The 16,177-nt window shown below is 71.5% G+C and carries 14 protein-coding genes; 9 read left to right on the top strand and 5 right to left on the bottom strand.

Going from position 1 to position 16,177, the window contains the following annotated elements:
• Positions 1–185 precede the first annotated feature (185 nt).
• The 5 genes from hemE (at position 186) to poxB (ending at position 5,955) form a co-directional block, all read left to right on the top strand.
• Entirely contained in the window at positions 186–1,232 is a 1,047-nt protein-coding gene (gene hemE, locus ACFFGY_RS18855) for a uroporphyrinogen decarboxylase (protein WP_377046072.1), read from the top strand.
• 180 nt (positions 1,233–1,412) lie between these two features.
• Complete coding sequence (locus ACFFGY_RS18850) at positions 1,413–2,561, top strand: trypsin-like peptidase domain-containing protein (protein WP_377046071.1); 1,149 nt, start codon at positions 1,413–1,415, stop codon at positions 2,559–2,561.
• Positions 2,562–2,579: 18 nt separating this feature from the next.
• Complete coding sequence (locus ACFFGY_RS18845; protein WP_377046070.1) at positions 2,580–3,563, top strand: hydroxyacid dehydrogenase; 984 nt, start codon at positions 2,580–2,582, stop codon at positions 3,561–3,563.
• 365 nt (positions 3,564–3,928) lie between these two features.
• Positions 3,929–4,204, top strand: coding sequence for a hypothetical protein (locus ACFFGY_RS18840; protein WP_377046069.1), 276 nt, complete (start codon positions 3,929–3,931; stop codon positions 4,202–4,204).
• Positions 4,205–4,227: 23 nt separating this feature from the next.
• The gene (gene poxB / locus ACFFGY_RS18835; protein ID WP_377046068.1) at positions 4,228–5,955 is read left to right on the top strand and encodes a ubiquinone-dependent pyruvate dehydrogenase; all 1,728 of its coding nucleotides are present in this window, start codon (positions 4,228–4,230) and stop codon (positions 5,953–5,955) included.
• An 86-nt stretch (positions 5,956–6,041) separates the two neighbouring features.
• On the opposite strand, the gene ACFFGY_RS18830 is transcribed toward poxB, so the two are convergent.
• On the bottom strand, positions 6,042–6,755 hold the full coding sequence (locus tag ACFFGY_RS18830) for a class I SAM-dependent methyltransferase (RefSeq protein WP_377046067.1): 714 nt from the start codon (positions 6,753–6,755) through the stop codon (positions 6,042–6,044).
• Between the two features lie 374 nt (positions 6,756–7,129).
• Between ACFFGY_RS18830 and ACFFGY_RS18825 the strand changes: the two genes are divergently transcribed.
• Positions 7,130–7,642: a YciE/YciF ferroxidase family protein gene (locus tag ACFFGY_RS18825; protein ID WP_377046066.1), complete on the top strand. Its 513-nt coding sequence runs from the start codon at positions 7,130–7,132 to the stop codon at positions 7,640–7,642.
• Between the two features lie 179 nt (positions 7,643–7,821).
• On the opposite strand, the gene pyk is transcribed toward ACFFGY_RS18825, so the two are convergent.
• Entirely contained in the window at positions 7,822–9,267 is a 1,446-nt protein-coding gene (gene pyk, locus ACFFGY_RS18820; protein ID WP_377046065.1) for a pyruvate kinase, read from the bottom strand.
• A 149-nt stretch (positions 9,268–9,416) separates the two neighbouring features.
• On the bottom strand, positions 9,417–10,706 hold the full coding sequence (locus tag ACFFGY_RS18815; RefSeq protein ID WP_377046064.1) for a glycerate kinase type-2 family protein: 1,290 nt from the start codon (positions 10,704–10,706) through the stop codon (positions 9,417–9,419).
• Positions 10,707–11,124: 418 nt separating this feature from the next.
• Between ACFFGY_RS18815 and ACFFGY_RS18810 the strand changes: the two genes are divergently transcribed.
• Positions 11,125–13,317 (top strand): putative bifunctional diguanylate cyclase/phosphodiesterase, encoded by a 2,193-nt coding sequence (locus ACFFGY_RS18810; RefSeq protein ID WP_377046063.1) that lies wholly within the window; start codon positions 11,125–11,127, stop codon positions 13,315–13,317.
• A 148-nt stretch (positions 13,318–13,465) separates the two neighbouring features.
• The gene (locus ACFFGY_RS18805; RefSeq protein ID WP_377046062.1) at positions 13,466–13,708 is read left to right on the top strand and encodes a hypothetical protein; all 243 of its coding nucleotides are present in this window, start codon (positions 13,466–13,468) and stop codon (positions 13,706–13,708) included.
• A gap of 25 nt (positions 13,709–13,733) precedes the next feature.
• Here the strand turns inward: ACFFGY_RS18805 and ACFFGY_RS18800 are convergent, their stop codons facing one another.
• The gene (locus ACFFGY_RS18800; RefSeq protein ID WP_377046061.1) at positions 13,734–14,012 is read right to left on the bottom strand and encodes a hypothetical protein; all 279 of its coding nucleotides are present in this window, start codon (positions 14,010–14,012) and stop codon (positions 13,734–13,736) included.
• A gap of 246 nt (positions 14,013–14,258) precedes the next feature.
• On the opposite strand from ACFFGY_RS18800, the gene ACFFGY_RS18795 reads away from it, so the two are divergent.
• Positions 14,259–15,158, top strand: coding sequence for a MurR/RpiR family transcriptional regulator (locus ACFFGY_RS18795; RefSeq protein ID WP_377046060.1), 900 nt, complete (start codon positions 14,259–14,261; stop codon positions 15,156–15,158).
• A 97-nt stretch (positions 15,159–15,255) separates the two neighbouring features.
• On the opposite strand, the gene ACFFGY_RS18790 is transcribed toward ACFFGY_RS18795, so the two are convergent.
• Positions 15,256–16,161: an ABC transporter substrate-binding protein gene (locus ACFFGY_RS18790; RefSeq protein ID WP_377046059.1), complete on the bottom strand. Its 906-nt coding sequence runs from the start codon at positions 16,159–16,161 to the stop codon at positions 15,256–15,258.
• Positions 16,162–16,177 lie beyond the last annotated feature (16 nt).

Genomic DNA, 16,177 nt, shown 5'->3' with positions numbered 1-16,177 from the left:
CCCCTCGGTCGGCTATGACTCGGGACTGAGTCAGCGACTCGCCCTGACTCCGCGAGTCACGCCGACTCACGACCTGTGGACAACTCGGGCGTGAGTCAGTGGACGGGCTGCGTCCTCGTTATCCACAGGCCCTACAAGCCACCACAAGACTTCTCTGACTCAAGTTTTTAAGTGAAAGAGGCGCCATGGACATGCCGGACAAGCCCTTCCTCCGCGCCCTGGCCGGCGAGGCCGTCTGGCCGCCGCCGGTCTGGCTGATGCGCCAGGCCGGGCGCTACCTGCCGGAATACCGGATCGTGCGGGCCCAGGCGGGCGACTTCATCTCGCTCTGCACCGATCCGGAGCTCGCCACCGAGGTGACGCTGCAGCCGCTGCGCCGCTACGGCTTCGACGCCGCGATCCTGTTCAGCGACATCCTGATGGTGCCCTGGGCCATGGGGCAGCCGCTGCGCTTCGCGGAAGGCGAGGGCCCGCTGCTGGAACCCTTGCGTGACTCCGCCGCGATCGGGGCGCTGGAGGTGGACCGGGTGGTGGAGCGCGCTGCCCCGATCCTGGAAACCGTGCGGCGCCTGTCCGCGACGCTGGCGGTGCAGCACCAGCGCACGGCGCTGATCGGCTTCGCGGGCGCCCCCTGGACGGTGGCCTGCTACATGGTGGACGGCCGCGGCGGGGGCGAGTTCCCCCATACCCGGCGCCTGAGCTACGCCGACCCGGCGCTGTTCGCGCGACTCATCCGCACCGTGTCCGACGCCACGGTGGAATACCTGCTGGCGCAGGCGGAAAACGGGGCCGAGGCGCTGATGATCTTCGACAGCTGGGCCGGCCTGCTGCCGCCGGCGGGCTTTCGCCGCTGGGTGATCGAGCCCACGGCCGAACTGGTGCGCCGCCTGCGCAAGCGCCTGCCCGAGGGCTTCCCGATCATCGGCTTCCCGCGCCTGGCCGGCCCGATGCTGGTGGAATACGTGGCGCGCACCGGCATTCAGGCGGTGGGCATGGACACCGCCATGGACCCGCGCTGGGCCGCCGCCAACATCCCGGCCAAGGTGGCGCTGCAGGGCAACCTCGACCCGCAGGCGCTGGTGGCCGGCGGCCCGGGGCTCGAGGCCGAGGCGCGGGCGCTGCTGGCTGCGATGCGCGGCCGTCCCTTCGTGTTCAACCTCGGCCACGGCATCGTGCCGCAAACCCCGCCCGAGCACGTCGCAGCCCTGGTGCGGACGGTGCGGGCGGGCTGAACGGCGCGTCCGGCGGCCGGGACGGCCGGTCACGCCGTGACGCCCTGGGATTCCCTGGGACACCGCGCCCGTCCTGGCCGCACGGCGCCCACCATATTGGCCCAGCATGTTGGCCCATCACGGTGGCTCCGGGCAGGTGGATTGACCGTGGCGCTGCGGCGGTTGACACCTTCGCGCATCATGCGACCCGCCCTCTTCCCGGTTCCCACCCCTGAGGCCGCTTCCCCGGTCCGCTCCCCCCGGTCCCGCCGTGGCACCGCCCCGCTCCTTCTCGGGGCCGCGCTGCTGCTGGCGGGCACCGGGGTCGCCCCCGCGCAGACCACCCCCGCCCAGCCGCCCGCGGCCGCGAACCGGGACGGTGCCGCGGCGGCCAATGTTTTCCGCATCCGCAACAACACCGGCAGCGCGGCGAGCGGCTTCTTCGCCGTTCGTACCGGCCGCACGGACTGGGGCAGCAACCTCCTCACCGAAGGGCCGCTCGCCGATGACGGCACCTTCGTGCTGCGCACCCGGCCCGAAACCGGCTGCCGCTTCGACCTGCGCCTGCTGCTGGCCGATGGGCGCGAAAGCATCCGCCGCGACCAGGAGATCTGCGGCCGCCCGACGATCGCCTTCACCACGGTGACCGCGCCCGCCGCCGGCCCCGCCCCCGGTGCCGCGGCGGCGCCCACGCCGCCCTCGGCGCAGCCCAACCCGCGCGCCCAGGCCTCCTCGGGCACCGGCTTCGCGGTGGCGCCGGGCCGCTTCCTGACCAACTTCCACGTCATCGGGCAGTGCAACCGCGTCCTGGTGCGCGCCCCCGACGGGCGCTCCTTTGCCGCGACGCCCGACAAGTCGGACCCCAAGCTCGACCTCGGGCTAGTGGACGTGGCCGGGCTGACGCTGCCGCCGCTCGCCTTTCGCACCAACCCGGTGCGGCGCGGCGATACGGTGGTGACCTACGGCTTCCCGCTGACGGGCCTGCTCAGCCAGGACCCCAAGCTCACCACCGGCGTGGTCAACGGCCTGGCCGGCCTGCGCAACGACCCGGACGAGTTCCAGATCAGCGCCCCCGTGCAGCCCGGCAATTCCGGCGGCCCGCTGCTCGACGGCCAGGGCAACGTGGTGGGCGTGGTGGTGAGCAAGCTCAACGCCGAGGCGGTGTCGCGCCGCACCGGCGACATCGCGCAGAACGTCAACTTCGCGGTGAAGGGCGAACGCGCCGGCGCCTTCCTGGAGGCCGCCGGCATCAAGCCCATGCAGGCCACCAGCAGCGGCCCCGACCGCCCCGCCGCCGACGTGGGCGAGGTCGCCAACCGCTCCACCGTTTTCATCCGCTGCGAACGCTAAACAAGGAAGCCGCGCTCCGTGCCCAACGTCCTGATCATGCGTCCCATCCACGATGACGCCATCGCCCTGCTCCGGGCGGCACCCGGCGTCACGGTGGAGGTCGTGCCCAAGCTGACGCCCGAGGCGATGGCCGATGCCCTGCCGCGCGCCGACGGCATCATCGTGCGCACCAACGTGGTGGACGCGGCCATGGCGGCGCAGGCGCCCAACCTGCAGATCGTGGCGCGCCACGGCGTCGGCTACGACCTGATCGACATCCCCGGCATGACCGAGCGCGGCGTCTTCGTCACCATCACGCCGGAAGCCAATGCGGGCTCGGTGGCCGAGCACGCGCTGATGCTGATGCTCGCCTGCGCGCGCCGCACCGTGCAGTATGATCAGCGCGTGCGTGCCATGGGCTGGGGCGTGACGCCGGAACTGCCCACCCGCGACATCGCCGGCATGACGGTGCTGATCCTGGGCTTCGGCCGCATCGGCACGCGCGTGGCGCGCCTCTGTGCCGCCTTCGGTCTGCGGGTGACCGTGTACGATCCCTTCATCCCCGTGGGCACCATCCGCGGCTCCGGCTACGAGGCGGTGGTGGACCTCAACGAGGCGCTGGGCCAGGCCGACATCGTGACGCTGCACTGCCCGTCGAGCGAAGCCACGCGCGGCACCGTCAACGCAGGCTTCCTCGGCGCCATGAAGCGCGGCGCCTTCTTCATCAACACCGCCCGCGGCAAGCTGGTGGACGAGGACGCGCTGGCCGACGCGCTGCGCTCCGGCCAGGTGGGCATGGCCGGCATCGACGTGGTGGTGCAGGAACCCGCCGTGGCCAGCAACCCGCTGTTGACCGCGCCCAACTGCATCCTGGCGCCGCACATCGCCGCCAGCACCGACGAGGGCACCCGCCGCATGGCGATGTCGGCCGCGCAGAGCGTGCTCGACTGCTTCAACGGCGTGCTGCCCGCCGACGTGATCGTGAACCCCGAGGCGCGCCAGCACCCCCGTCACCGCGCGTAAAAGGGCCGACCCCGGCGGCGTCCGCCCGGTTTCTCCCGCGCACGCGCGGGAGAAGCGCTGGAGGCGCAGCTCCGCACCCCGGCTTCCGAGCTTCTCCCCGCAGGCACGGGGGAGGCGGGTGGTGCCGTGACGACACGGCTTGCCGACCTCCGCCGCGCCGCGGTGGCCGCGCGCGGCGTGAACACGTCTCCCCTTGCCGGCACCCCGTTGTCTCGGGCGGTGAACCGGCCCGGCCCGGCGCCCCGGCGAAGCGGGTCGCGCGTGATATTACGGCGTAGCAATCATTCGCCGCCGCCGATCATCTACCCACTCAGTATTATAAATGACAGTAAAGATACGGCGCGCCCGCAGAACCGATCGGGATCGTGCTGCCGCAACCCAGTAATGGGTGCCGTGTTTCCCACCGGGTGCCGTTCGCGAAAACACGCCATGCCCCGATCCTCGCCACCGATCCTCCGCTGATCGCGACGCGGACCGCCGAAGCCATCCCCGAGCGAGGCCATGCCATGGTGGAGCAGCCGATCGATCTTCGCGCCAGTCCCGCGCGATGCCGCCTCCGGGCCGAACAAGGGCAGGAAAATGCGGTTTCGCAGGCATCCGACCGGCGCAGCATGGCTGGCCACCGCCTGACCCGCGCCTGAACCCCAGAACCGGAGTGCATCGCATGAGCAAGCAGAGCGTCGCCGACCTCGTGATCCAGGCCCTGCACGGGGCCGGTGTCCGGCGGGTCTACGGCATCGTCGGCGACAGCCTGAACGGGTTTACCGAGGCCCTGCGCAAGCAGGAGGACATGGACTGGATCCACACCCGGCACGAGGAAGTGGCCGCCTTCGCCGCCGGCGGGGAAGCGCACCTCACCGGCGAACTCGCGGTCTGCGCCGGCTCCTGCGGGCCAGGCAACCTCCACCTGATCAACGGCCTCTACGACTGCCAGCGCTCCCGCGTGCCGGTGCTGGCGATCGCCGCGCATATTCCCAGCGCCGAGGTCGGCCGCAACTACTTCCAGGAAACCCACCCGCAGAACCTGTTCGCCGAGTGCAGCCATTACTGCGAACTGGTGAGCAGCCCCGCACAGTTGCCGGGCGTGCTGGAAACCGCGATGCGCGTCGCGGTCGCCGAGCGCGGCGTGGCCGTGGTGGTGATCCCGGGTGACATCGCCACGCAGGACATGCCCAAGGGCGCACGCCTTTCCACCGCGCCGCTGCCGGCCAGGCCCGTGGTGCGCCCGGCGGAGCCGGAGCTCGACGCCCTGGCCCGGCTGCTCAACGAGGGCGAGCGCGTGACCCTGCTGTGCGGCCGCGGCTGCGCCGGCGCCCACGCGCCGCTGATGCAGCTGGCCGAGGCGCTGCAGTCGCCGATCGTCCACGCGCTGGGCGGCAAGGAAAGCGTGGAGTGGGACAACCCCTACGACGTGGGCATGACCGGGCTGATCGGCTTTTCCTCGGGCTACCACGCCATGGAAAGCTGCGACACGCTGCTGATGCTGGGCACCGACTTCCCCTACCGGCAATTCTATCCGGAGGGCGCCAAGGTGGCGCAGCTGGACCTGCGCGCCAGCAACCTCGGCCGCCGCTGTCCGATCGATCTCGGGCTGGTGGGCGATGTCGGGGAAACCATCGCGGCGCTGCTGCCGCGCCTGAAACCCAAGACCGATAAGCGCCACCTTTCCACCAGCCTCGAGCGCTATCGCAAGGCGCGCGAAGGGCTGGACGACCTGGCCGTGGGCAGGCCCGGGCACAAGATCCACCCGCAGCACGTCGCCCGCGTGATGAGCGAGGCGGCCGCCGCCGACGCGGTCTTCACCTTCGACGTCGGCACCCCGACGATCTGGGCGGCGCGCTACCTTCGGATGAACGGCCGGCGCCGGCTGATCGGCTCGCTCAATCACGGCTCCATGGCCAACGCGCTGCCGCAGGCCATCGGCGCGCAGGCGAGCTTTCCCGACCGGCAGGTGATCTCCTTCTCGGGCGATGGCGGCTTCACCATGCTGATGGGCGACCTGCTGACGCTGCGGCAGCACGGGCTGCCGGTGAAGGTGGTGGTGCTGAACAACGGCACGCTGGGTTTCGTGGAGATGGAGATGAAGTCGGCCGGCTACCTCGACACCGGGGTGGCCCTGGACAACCCCGATTTCGCCGCGGTGGCCAAGGCGGCCGGGATCTTCGCGATCCGCGTGGAAGACCCGGGCGAGCTGGAGCAGGCGATGCGCTCGGTGCTGTCGCATCCGGGCCCGGCGCTGCTCGACGTGGTGTCGGCCCGGCAGGAACTCGCCATGCCGCCCAAGCTCGAGGTCGAGCAGGTCGCGGGCTTCAGCTTCTGGCTTGCCCGCGCGGTGCTCGACGGCCGGGGCAGTCAGATCCTGGACCTGGCGAAAACCAACCTGCTCCGCTGACGGACCGGTGCGTGCCGGTTCGCACGGGTTGGGCCGCGCAGGCCGGAACGCGCGGCGCGTTCCTGCCGGCGCGACGGCGGCGCCCGTCAGGCGCCGATCGTCTGCCCGCGATAGGGCACGAGGAAGCTCGGGTTGTGGCGCAGGAACTCGGCCTCGTCGCTGCCCCGCAGCGCGTTGCGCAGCGCCGCCTCCGTCATGCCGTCGCGCATCGCGGCCGCGAAGCCCGCAAGGCCCGCGGCATCGGCCGGGCGGTGCAGCTCCTCGAAGTAGCACTGCCCCACCACCTCCTCCGGCACCGTCAGCGCGGCGGCCTTGCGCGCGCGCAGCTCGAACAGCCAGCCGTCGCGCACCCGCGCCTCGCACACCAGCAGCCCGGCATCGCCCAGCAGCTTGACCAGCAGCGCCGGCGTGTAGCCCGACAGGTGGTAGTCGCCGTTATAGGCCTGGCTGCCGAACATCAGGTGCGTCACCTCGGCCGCCTTCTCGGGCGTTCGCCATTCCGGCGAGGCCAGCATGGCCATCAGGTGCAGCAGGCTCGGCATCCGCAGCTCGATCACCCCGCCGGGCGCCAGCAGCCGCGACCATTCCGCGATCGCGCCGGGAACCTTGCCGCGCTCCAGGTGCTCCAGCACGTCCTGCGCCACCAGCGCCTCGAAATGGCCCGACGGCAGCTGCGGCAGGTCGGTGATGTCGCCCACCAAGTCGGGCTTGTGGAAGCCGTGCAGGTCGATGTTGAGGAAGCCCGGGCGGATGTCCCAGCCGCAACCGAGATTGGCGCGACGCGGCAGGAGATCGGGCAAGGGGCGGGCAGCACCCCGGCGGGCACCGCGGCCGGGGGGTATCGCCCGTCGGCGTTTCGTCGGTAATCGGCGTGGCAGGAGCCCTCCGGAAGGGCGCTGGATTCTATCCTACGGAATTTCAGGCGCAACAAGGCTCCCGCTCGTTCGCAACCTGCTGCCGTTCAGCCCGCCCGCGCCGTGGTTTCGCCGGCATGCAGCATCGGGGCGAGTGCCGCCGTCACGTGGGCCACGCCGTCCCTGCTCAGCCAGGTGGTGCGCAGGGGCGCGCCGGCCCCCGAAATCCGTGACCTTCGCGTGAACCTCACGGCGGCCGGAAACATCCGCTCCCGCACCGGGTTCACCTGCGTAACGTCACCCAGCTGAGGAGGCAGCGCATGTCCGCACCCGACACCCTCATGGACGTCTACACCGACGAGCTCAAGGACCTCTGGTCCGCCAACGACCAGATGCGCCAGGTCCTCGGCAAGCTGTCCGGCCAGGCGCACGACAGCAAGCTGAAGTCGCTGCTGGAAGAATCGCTCGGCGGCATCACCAAGCACACGGACACCATCAGGTCCCTGCTGGAAGCCAGCGGCGGTGAGGTCGAGAAGGAGCACTGCAAGGGCATGGAAGGGCTGGTCAAGGAAGCCCTCAAGCATGGCCTGCAGGAAGCGCCCGAGGATGGCGATCTCCGCGACATCGTGCTGATCGCCCAGTACCAGCGCATGTCGCACTACGGCATTACCGGCTTCGGCTCGGCCGCCGCCTATGCCCAGGCGCTCGGCCGCAAGGACGACGCCAAGCAGCTCAAGTCCATCGTGTCCGACATCTACAAGGCCGACGAGTACACCAGCAAGCTGGGCGAGAAGCTGGCGAAGCTGGCCGCCAAGCACGAGAAGGCGGACTAGAACTTCCGCCGCCCTCCGGCCCGGCGAAGGACGCGGGGCCGGAGGGATCGGCCATGTCGGCCCAACCCAGCGGCCCCGCTCGCCGGCCCGACTCCCCCGGCGACCCAAGTCACTGGCCCGGCACGCCGGACCGCATGGCTGAAGCGTGCCGCCATCGCGCGCCAGCCCGCGCGCAGCCGTCAGCCCGTCTTGTCGCCCACCACGGCGACGCGCAGGGCGTTGGTGGTTCCTGGCTGGCCGAAGGGCACGCCGGCGGTGACCACGATCTCGTCGCCCCGGTTGGCGAAGCCCTCGGTGCTGGCCGCGCGCGTGGCGCGGCTGACCATCTCGGTCATGGAGTGCGGCGTGGCGGTGACCAGCGAATGCGCCCCCCAGACCACGGCCAGGCGCCGCGCGGTGGCTTCTTCCGGCGTGAGTGCCAGGATCGGCGCGCTCGGCCGCTCGCGCGCCACGCGCAGCGTGGTCGAGCCGGTGGAGGTGAAGGTCGCGATGGCCTCCGCCCCGATGGTGGAGGCAACCTGCCGCGCCGCGGTGGCGATGGCGCCGGACGCCGTGGCCTCCGGCGCGGGCCGGGCCGCGTCCGTGGCGGCGCGCCAACCGGGATCGCTTTCCACCCGGTTGAGGATGCGGTCCATCATGTTGACCGCCTCGAAGGGGAACTGACCCGCGGCACTCTCGGCCGAGAGCATCACCGCGTCGGCGCCGTCGAACACGGCCGTGGCCACGTCCGACGCCTCGGCCCGGGTGGGCGAGGGGGAGGTGATCATGCTCTCCAGCATCTGGGTTGCCACCACCACCGGCAGGCCGCGGCTCCGGGCGGAGCGGACGATGCGCTTCTGGATCAGCGGCACTTCCTCGGGCGGGCACTCCACGCCGAGGTCGCCGCGCGCCACCATCACGCAGTCGGTCAGCGCCAGGATGGAGTCGAGGTTCTCCACCGCCTGCGGCTTCTCCATCTTCACCATGATCCAGGCGCGCCCGGCCGCGATCGCCTTGGCCTCGGCCACGTCCTCGGGCCGCTGAACGAAGCTCAGGCCGATATACTCGACGCCCAGCGGCAAGACGAAGTCGAGGTCGGCGCGGTCCTTCTCCGTCAGCGCCGGGATCGGCAGCACCACGTCGGGCACGTTCACGCCCTTGCGGTCGCTCAGCGCCCCACCCACCACCACCTCGGTTTCCAGGTGATCCTCGCGCGCCCGCGTCACGCGCAGGCGCAGCTTGCCGTCGTCGAGCAGCAGCGTGGTGCCGATGGTGGCGGCGCCGAGGATCTCGGGGTGCGGCAGCTGCACGCGCCGCGCGTCGCCCGGCACCGGCGACATGTCGAGGCGGAAGCCCTGGCCGGTCTGCAGCTGCACCCGCCCGGCGGCGAACTTGCCCACCCGCAGCTTCGGGCCCTGCACGTCGGCCAGGATGCCGATGGGACGGCCCACCTTGCTTTCCAGCGCGCGGATCGTCGCGATGTTGGCAGCGTGGCCCTCGTGCGTGCCGTGGCTGAAGTTCAGCCGGAACACGTCGGCGCCGGCGCGGAACAGCCGCTCGATCATCTCCGGCGTGGAGCTGGCGGGGCCCAGCGTGGCCACGACCTTGGTCCGTCGCCGGCGGCGCAGCGGAATCCTTTGCGGCACGGTTCGCCTCCCTGAATGTCCGGCCGGGCGCGGTGGCGGCGAAGCGCGCCCCGCGCCGGGCGCCGCGGTCATCCCACGCCCGGCGCGGGCTGCAAAGCGGGGGTGCCCTCAAACCCCGCGCACCAGCGGCACGGAAACCCGAGCGCCGTTCAGCGCAGCAGCACGATCCGCAGGTCGTTCACGTTGGTCAGGGTCGGCCCGGTGACCACCAGGTTTCCCAGGGCCCCGAACAGCCCGGTGGCATCGTGCCGCCGCAAGGCCTCGCGCGGGTCGAGCCCGGCCGCCCTGGCGCGCGCGAGGCTGTCGGGCGTTGCCATGGCGCCGGCCGCCGCCTCCACGCCGTCGATGCCGTCGGTATCGGCCATCAGCGCCCAGGTGCCGGGCCGCCCCGCGGTGGCCAGGGTGAAGCCCAGCAGCGCCTCGGTGTTGCGCCCGCCCTGGCCGGGCGGCCCGTCACTGGGTCGCAGCGTCACCGTGGTCTCGCCGCCCGACAGCAGCACGCAGGGCGCACGCACCGGCAGCCCGTGCTCGGCCACCGACCGCGCGATGCCGGCCAGCGCCGTGCCGACGTCGCGCGCCTCGCCCTCGATCGCGTCACCCAGGATCAGGGGCGTGAGGCCCTCGGCGCGCGCCGCCGCGGCCACGGCCTCCAGCGCCATCAGCGGGGTCGCGATCATCCGGAACTCCGCCCGTGCCAGGCGCGGGTCGCCGGGCTTTGGGGTTTCCTCACCCGCCGCCTCCAGGTGGTGCCACACGGCGGGCGGCAGCGCGTCGCGGTGCGCGCGCAGGATCTCCCGCGCCTCGGCGAAGGTGCCCGGATCGGCCACGGTGGGGCCGGAAGCGATGGTGCCCGGGTCGTCGCCCGGCACGTCCGAGATCGCCAGGGTGAGGAGCCGCGCCGGATAAACGGCCGCCGCCAGCCGCCCGCCCTTGATCGCCGACAGGTGCTTCCGGACGCAGTTCATCTGCCCGATCGTGGCCCCGGAGGCGAGCAGCACCCGGTTCACCGCCTGCTTGTCGGCCAAGGTCAGCCCCGGTGCCGGCAGCGACAACAGCGCTGAGCCGCCGCCCGAGGCCAGGAAGATCACCAGGTCGTCCTCGCTCAGCCCATCGCACAGCTCCAGCATCCGCCGCGCCGCCGCCTCGCCCGCCGCGTCGGGCACGGGATGGCTCGCCTCCACGATCTCGACCCGTCGCGTCGGCACCGCGTGGCCGTAGCGCGTGACCACGAGGCCGCCGATCGCCACCTCCGGCCAGGCTTCCTCCAGCGCCGCCGCCATCAGCGCCGAGGCCTTGCCCGCGCCCAGCACCAGCACGCGGCCACGCGCGGGAGGCTCGGGCAGGTGCTGCGCCAGCACCGCGCGCGGGTCGGCGGCGCGCAGGCCCGCCTGGAACAGGCGCAGCAGGGTTTGCAGCGCTGCCGGGTCGCTATCGGTCATGAGGAACTGCTCCGCTTCCCTTGTCGGCGCCGTGAACGACCGCACCGGCAGCCTCCGTCGCTTTCTTGATGAACTGAGATCCAGGGGATGAGCCGGGATCGGGCGCGAGAATGCCAGAGGCAGCCACGCGCTCAACCATGCCGCGGCGCCGGCCGATGCGGGGTGGTGCCGCCGCGGCCCCGCGCGGGTTGCCGGCGATGGGAACCACGGTCGGCGCCGGGACGGACACCCATGATGGTTGCATGCTCCTCGGCGCGATCACCACCTGGGGTGTTTTCGCGACCGGATGTGTACAACTTCCAATCTGGATGACATTCTGTCTGACAGACCGATTGGCTATCATGTGTTTAAGCACTGACATCGACTGCGGGAGGCCCGGCCTCCCCCTACACCAGTGTACAGCTTGAGGGCCGCTGGCATGGACTCATCCTCGCCCTCTCCGTTGCCCGACGCCGTCGAGGCCGACCGGCTCGCCAGCCTGCAGGCCTACGCCGTGCTGGACACGCCGCCCGATCCCCGGCTCGATGCGCTGACCCGCCATGTGGCGCGCCTGTTCCAGGTGCCCATCGCCGCCGTGACCCTGATCGACGAGACGCGGCAGTGGCGCAAGGCTCTCGTAGGCTGCCTGGAAATCGGCACCCAGACCGAGCGCGTCCTGGCGATCTGCTCGCACCTCCTGAGCGGTGCGACGGGGCCGCTGGTGGTGGAGGACCTGTCGCGCGACCCCCGCTTCGCGGCGCATCCGCAGGTCATGATCTGCCCCTCGCTACGCTTCTACGCGGGCGCCCCCCTGATCGGCCGGGAAGGGCTCGTGCTCGGCGCGCTCTGCATCCTCGATACCACTCCCAGGCGGCTTTCCCCGGCCGAGGTCGAGTCCCTGGCCGAGCTCGCCTCCGTGGCGACCGCGCTGCTCGACCTCCATCGCTGCCAGCTGGAACTGCAGGAAAGCGTCGAGGATCACCGCCACTTCGTGGAGCTGAACCCGCAGATCCCCTGGATCGCCGACCCCGAGGGCCGGGTCCTGGACGTCAGCCCGCAGTGGCTGGCGAAAACGGGCTTCAGCCGGGAACGGGCGCTGGGCTCGGACTGGCTCGACGCCGTCCACCCTGACGACCGGGCCGAAACGGTGCGGCAGTGGTCGCTGTCGCTGCGCAGCGGCCAGCCCGTCGACATCGAGTACCGCCTGTGCAACCCGGAAGGGGGCTATCGCTGGTTCCGCGCCTTCGGCGCCCCCCGGCGCGGCGCGGACGGCACGATCCTGCGCTGGTACGGCACCGTCGAGGACGTGCACGACCGCAAGATGAGCCAGGCGCATGTCGAGTACCTGGCCTATCACGACAGCCTCACGGGGCTGTGGAACCGCGCCCGCTTCGACGAGGTCCTGCAGGAACGGGTGGCCCAGGCCAAGCCCGGCAGCTCCTTCGCGCTGATGAGCATCGACCTCGACGGCTTCAAGGCGGTCAACGACTCGCTCGGCCACCTGGTGGGCGACGACCTGCTGCGCCAGATCGGCCAGCGGCTGGACGAATGCGTGCGCGGCGCGGGCCTCGCGGCCCGGGCGGGCGGCGACGAGTTCCACGTCCTCCAGGACGATGCGCTGCAGCCCGCGTCGGTGCGCTGCATGGCGGAGCGCATCCTCCAGGCGCTGGCCTCGCCCCTGAAGCTGGGCGACCACACCCTGACCATCGGGGCCAGCATCGGCATCGCCGCCTGGCCCGCCGCCGGCGAGCAGCCGCTGCAGCTGCTGCAGAATGCCGACCTGGCGCTCTACCGCGCCAAGGCCGCGGGCGGCGGGTGCTACCGCGTCTTCGAGACGGGCATGGGCGAGGAGCTGCGCCGGCGGCAAACCCTCAAGGTCGACCTGAGCGGCGCGATCGAGCGGGGCGAGCTCGAGCTGGCCTTCCAGCCCATCGTCGACCTGCGCTCGGGCCGGGTGGGGAGCTTCGAGGCGCTGATGCGCTGGAACCGCGCGCGTCGCGGCCTCGTGGCGCCGGCGGAGTTCATTCCCACCGCCGAGGAAACCGGGCTGATCCTGCCCATCGGCCGCTGGGCGCTGGAACATGCCTGCACCGAGGCCGCGGGCTGGCCCGCCGAGGTGAAGGTCGCGGTGAACCTGTCACCCTTCCAGTTCCGGCAAACGGACCTGGCACAGGATGTCGCGGCCGCGCTGCGCGTCAGCGGGCTTTCCCCCGGCCGGCTGGTGCTGGAGATCACGGAGTCGCTGCCGCTGCTGGGCAACTGCGAGAACCTCACGGTGCTGCACCGCCTGCGGGAGCTGGGCGTGCAGATCGCGCTGGATGACTTCGGCACCGGCTATGCCTCGCTCGGCTACCTGCATCAGTTCCGCTTCGACAACCTCAAAGTCGACCGCTCCTTCGTGTGTTCCATCACCAAGGGCCGGGAAGCGCGCACCATCCTGCACGCCGTCACGCGCATGGCGCACATGCTGGGCATGACCGTGACCGCCGAGGGCGTGGAAACGCCCGAACAGCTGCGGCACGTGCAGATGGAGGGCTGCGACCACGTGCAGGGATACTTCTTCAGCCGCCCTGTGCCCGCCTCGGAGGTCGGGGCGCTGATCGCCTCCCTGAACGGCGCCGCCATTCCTTAGAACGGGCGGCACCGGGCCGGCGGAATCGAGGCCCAGCGCGTCGAAGGCCCCCGGGGCGGCCGTTTCACGAACAGAACCCTATCGGTCCGGATCACGCAGCTTTATTGTTGTTCCTGACTATCCCCCTCCCAAGGTAGCCCGCCCCCAAATGTTCCAGCACAGTTCACCCGTTGGCAGGCCGGGCCATGCGAACTGGGATGAGGCTTCGGAACAGCTGACCCTGGTCCTGATCCAGTTCCAGGGGCACGACCTGCCGTTGAGCCTGGTGGAACTCCGGGAGCTGACGGGCCTGCGCAAGAACGTGCTGCTTCGCGTTCTTTCCGCCGCCCGGCAGCGCGGCGACCTCGTGCAGGCCGGTCCCTACCAGTGGCGGCTCAGCCAGGGAGGCTGAACGCCGCCGGTGCTGCGCGGGCGGTCTATGCTCCTTCCGTGCTCAGCTTCGGCCCTTCGCCCCGCAGCCTGCCCCACTGCTCCTGCCACAGGTCCTCGTCGTCGAGGATCGCCAGGTCCCCCGCGGCGCGGCAGCGGTCGAGGGCGAAGGCGACGGCCGCCGGCATGGTCATCACGGCGTACTCGTGATCCCCCGGACCCACGACCTCCGCCAGGACCCGGCCGCTCTCGTTGAACAGGATCAGGGTCACGCCGGTCTCCAGGATGTCGCGCGTCGTCCAGAACTCATCCGGGATCTTGGTCATGCGTTGGCCCTCCACCTGCAATCATAGGTTGCATGCGGAAGAACGCCAGACGGTGACGCAACGTCTCGAAACGGAACCGTGGCGCGGCACTGCCGATCGGGGGCGCCCCGGGGCCCGTGCTCCCGGAGGGAGCCTTTGGCCCGTGCTCCCGAAGGGAGGCTTTGGATCGTGCCGGCCGCATCTGGTATCAGGGGCAGGCGCTCGCCCATCCTCCGTCACGCGCCGCACCGCGGGGAACAGCCGACCTTGCCACCCACCCCGCCCGTGCCGGAGCCCGCGTCCCAGTCGCTGGAAGCGCGCATCTACGCCGCCTACGAGGCGCTGTCGCCGGCCGAGAAGAAGCTTGCCACCGTGCTGCTGCAGTACCAGAAGGACCTGCCGAGCTACACGGTGGGGGCGCTGGCGGACAAGGCCGGCGTGTCCCGGGCCACGGCGGCGCGCCTGATCCGCGCCCTGGGCTACGCGACCTATCCGGACGCCAAGCGCCTGATCCGCGCCGAACAGCACTGGGGCTCGCCCCTGGCCCGGCTCGGCGCGCCCGGCGGCGAGATCCCCGGCGCGGTGCTCGGCCAGATGGTGCAGGCCGACCTCGACAACATCCGCAGCACCGTGGAGGGCATCCCCGAGCGCGTTCTGACCGAGGTCGCGCGCGTCATCGCCAGCGCCCGCCGCCTGCGCATCATGGGCCTGCGCAGCGGCTACGGGTTGGCGCACCACGCGGCGCATTACTTCAGCCTGGCGATGGGCGACGTGCAGGTGCTGCCCACCGGCGGCGGCAGCTACTCGCACGAGATCGCCTCGGTCGCGGAGGGCGACGTGCTGCTGGTGATCGCCTTTCGCCGCCGCCCGCGTCTGCTGCCCACCATCCTGGCGGAAGCGCGCGCCAGCGGGGCCGCGACGGTCCTGATCACCGACCTCAGCGCCACCGCCAGCGCCCGGGTGGCGCAGCACGTCCTGCGCTGCCGCTGCCACTCGCCCTCGCCCTTCAACTCCTTCGCCGCGGCGGTGACGCTGATCAACTTCCTGGCCTGGAGCGTCACCACCATGCTGGGCGAGGCGAGCCGCACCAGGCTGCGCCGCATCGACCGGCTGGTGGGCCTGCTGGACGACGTGTCGACGCCGCAGACCACCGCCCCCGGCCGGTAACCCGCACCCGGTAACCCGCGCCCCCTTTACCCATGCCTGCCGAACCCCGCCCGCCAGCTCCCACCTGCCGGGCCGCCTCCGGCGCGGGCGCCGGGCCTCAGGCCACGGCGACATCCTCGGTCGCGCGCAGGTCGATCAGCGTCTCGTAGGGAATGGGGGCCGCGGTGAGGTGGCCGGCGGCGATGCCCCCCTGCCAGCGCTCATAACCGGCACGGTCGATGCGCGGCGTCGTCCACATGCCGGTGCGACGGTACAGATCCACCAGCCGCACCAGCGTGCCCACCTCGAAGCGTGGAAAAGTCTGCGCGAGGAAGTCCCCGAACGACGCGGCCTCGTGCGCCATGATCCAATCCATGCCGCGCCCCAGCGCCCGCACGAAGCGCCGCTGCACCGCCAGCCGCTCCGCGTCGCTCTCGCCCGGCGCGTAATAGACGCTCCAGGGCACGTCGCCGGCGCTCTCGGCCAGGATCGTCGCCACCCGGCCGCCGCCGGCCGCTTCCAGGGTCAGCGCCGAAGGACTGTCCACCACCAGGAAGTCGCCCATGCCGCCGGCGAACAGCGTCGCCAGCATCTTGCCGTCCAGGTCCTGCACGAAGCCGACCTCGCGCGGGTCAATCCCGTGTTCGCGCAGCACCATCTTGATGAACAGCCCGACGCTGGCGCCGTTGCTGCCCTTCATCATGACGACCTTGCCGCGCAGCATGCGCCATTCGAACGGACCGATCGCCTCGCGTCCTACCAGCGCCAGCGGCGCGCGGGCGGACACCTGCGCGAAGGGCGTGTAGCGGGCGGCGCGGTTGAGGTACATCGACGGCACCCAGATGCCGCCCAGCGCCGCCTCGGCCGCGCCCGTGTTGATCTCATCCAGCACCAGGTCCCAGGGCGAGGGCACGGTGGCCGACACCTCCAGGCCTTCGGCGGCGAAGAAGCCCTGCCAGCGCGCCACGTATTCCGGCAGGTAGTTGACGCTGTGGCCCGTGGCGGAAACGCGGAACGGCTGCATGTCGGATCCTCGGTGG

The sequence above is a fragment of the Roseomonas elaeocarpi genome (assembly GCF_042433915.1).
GTDB lineage: Bacteria > Pseudomonadota > Alphaproteobacteria > Acetobacterales > Acetobacteraceae > Roseomonas > Roseomonas elaeocarpi.
The sequence above is the reverse complement of the archived record's forward strand: the minus strand, read 5'-3'. Positions and strand labels throughout refer to the sequence as shown.

Bases quoted from the DNA above. Each gene is read 5' to 3' on its own strand.
- hemE (WP_377046072.1), top strand. From the start codon at position 186: ATGGACATGCCGGACAAGCCCTTCCTCCGCGCCCTGGCCGGCGAGGCC.
- ACFFGY_RS18850 (WP_377046071.1), top strand. From the start codon at position 1,413: ATGCGACCCGCCCTCTTCCCGGTTCCCACCCCTGAGGCCGCTTCCCCG.
- poxB (WP_377046068.1), top strand. From the start codon at position 4,228: ATGAGCAAGCAGAGCGTCGCCGACCTCGTGATCCAGGCCCTGCACGGG.
- ACFFGY_RS18825 (WP_377046066.1), top strand. From the start codon at position 7,130: ATGTCCGCACCCGACACCCTCATGGACGTCTACACCGACGAGCTCAAG.
- ACFFGY_RS18815 (WP_377046064.1), bottom strand. From the start codon at position 10,706: ATGACCGATAGCGACCCGGCAGCGCTGCAAACCCTGCTGCGCCTGTTC.
- ACFFGY_RS18810 (WP_377046063.1), top strand. From the start codon at position 11,125: ATGGACTCATCCTCGCCCTCTCCGTTGCCCGACGCCGTCGAGGCCGAC.
- ACFFGY_RS18805 (WP_377046062.1), top strand. From the start codon at position 13,466: ATGTTCCAGCACAGTTCACCCGTTGGCAGGCCGGGCCATGCGAACTGG.
- ACFFGY_RS18800 (WP_377046061.1), bottom strand. From the start codon at position 14,012: ATGACCAAGATCCCGGATGAGTTCTGGACGACGCGCGACATCCTGGAG.
- ACFFGY_RS18790 (WP_377046059.1), bottom strand. From the start codon at position 16,161: ATGCAGCCGTTCCGCGTTTCCGCCACGGGCCACAGCGTCAACTACCTG.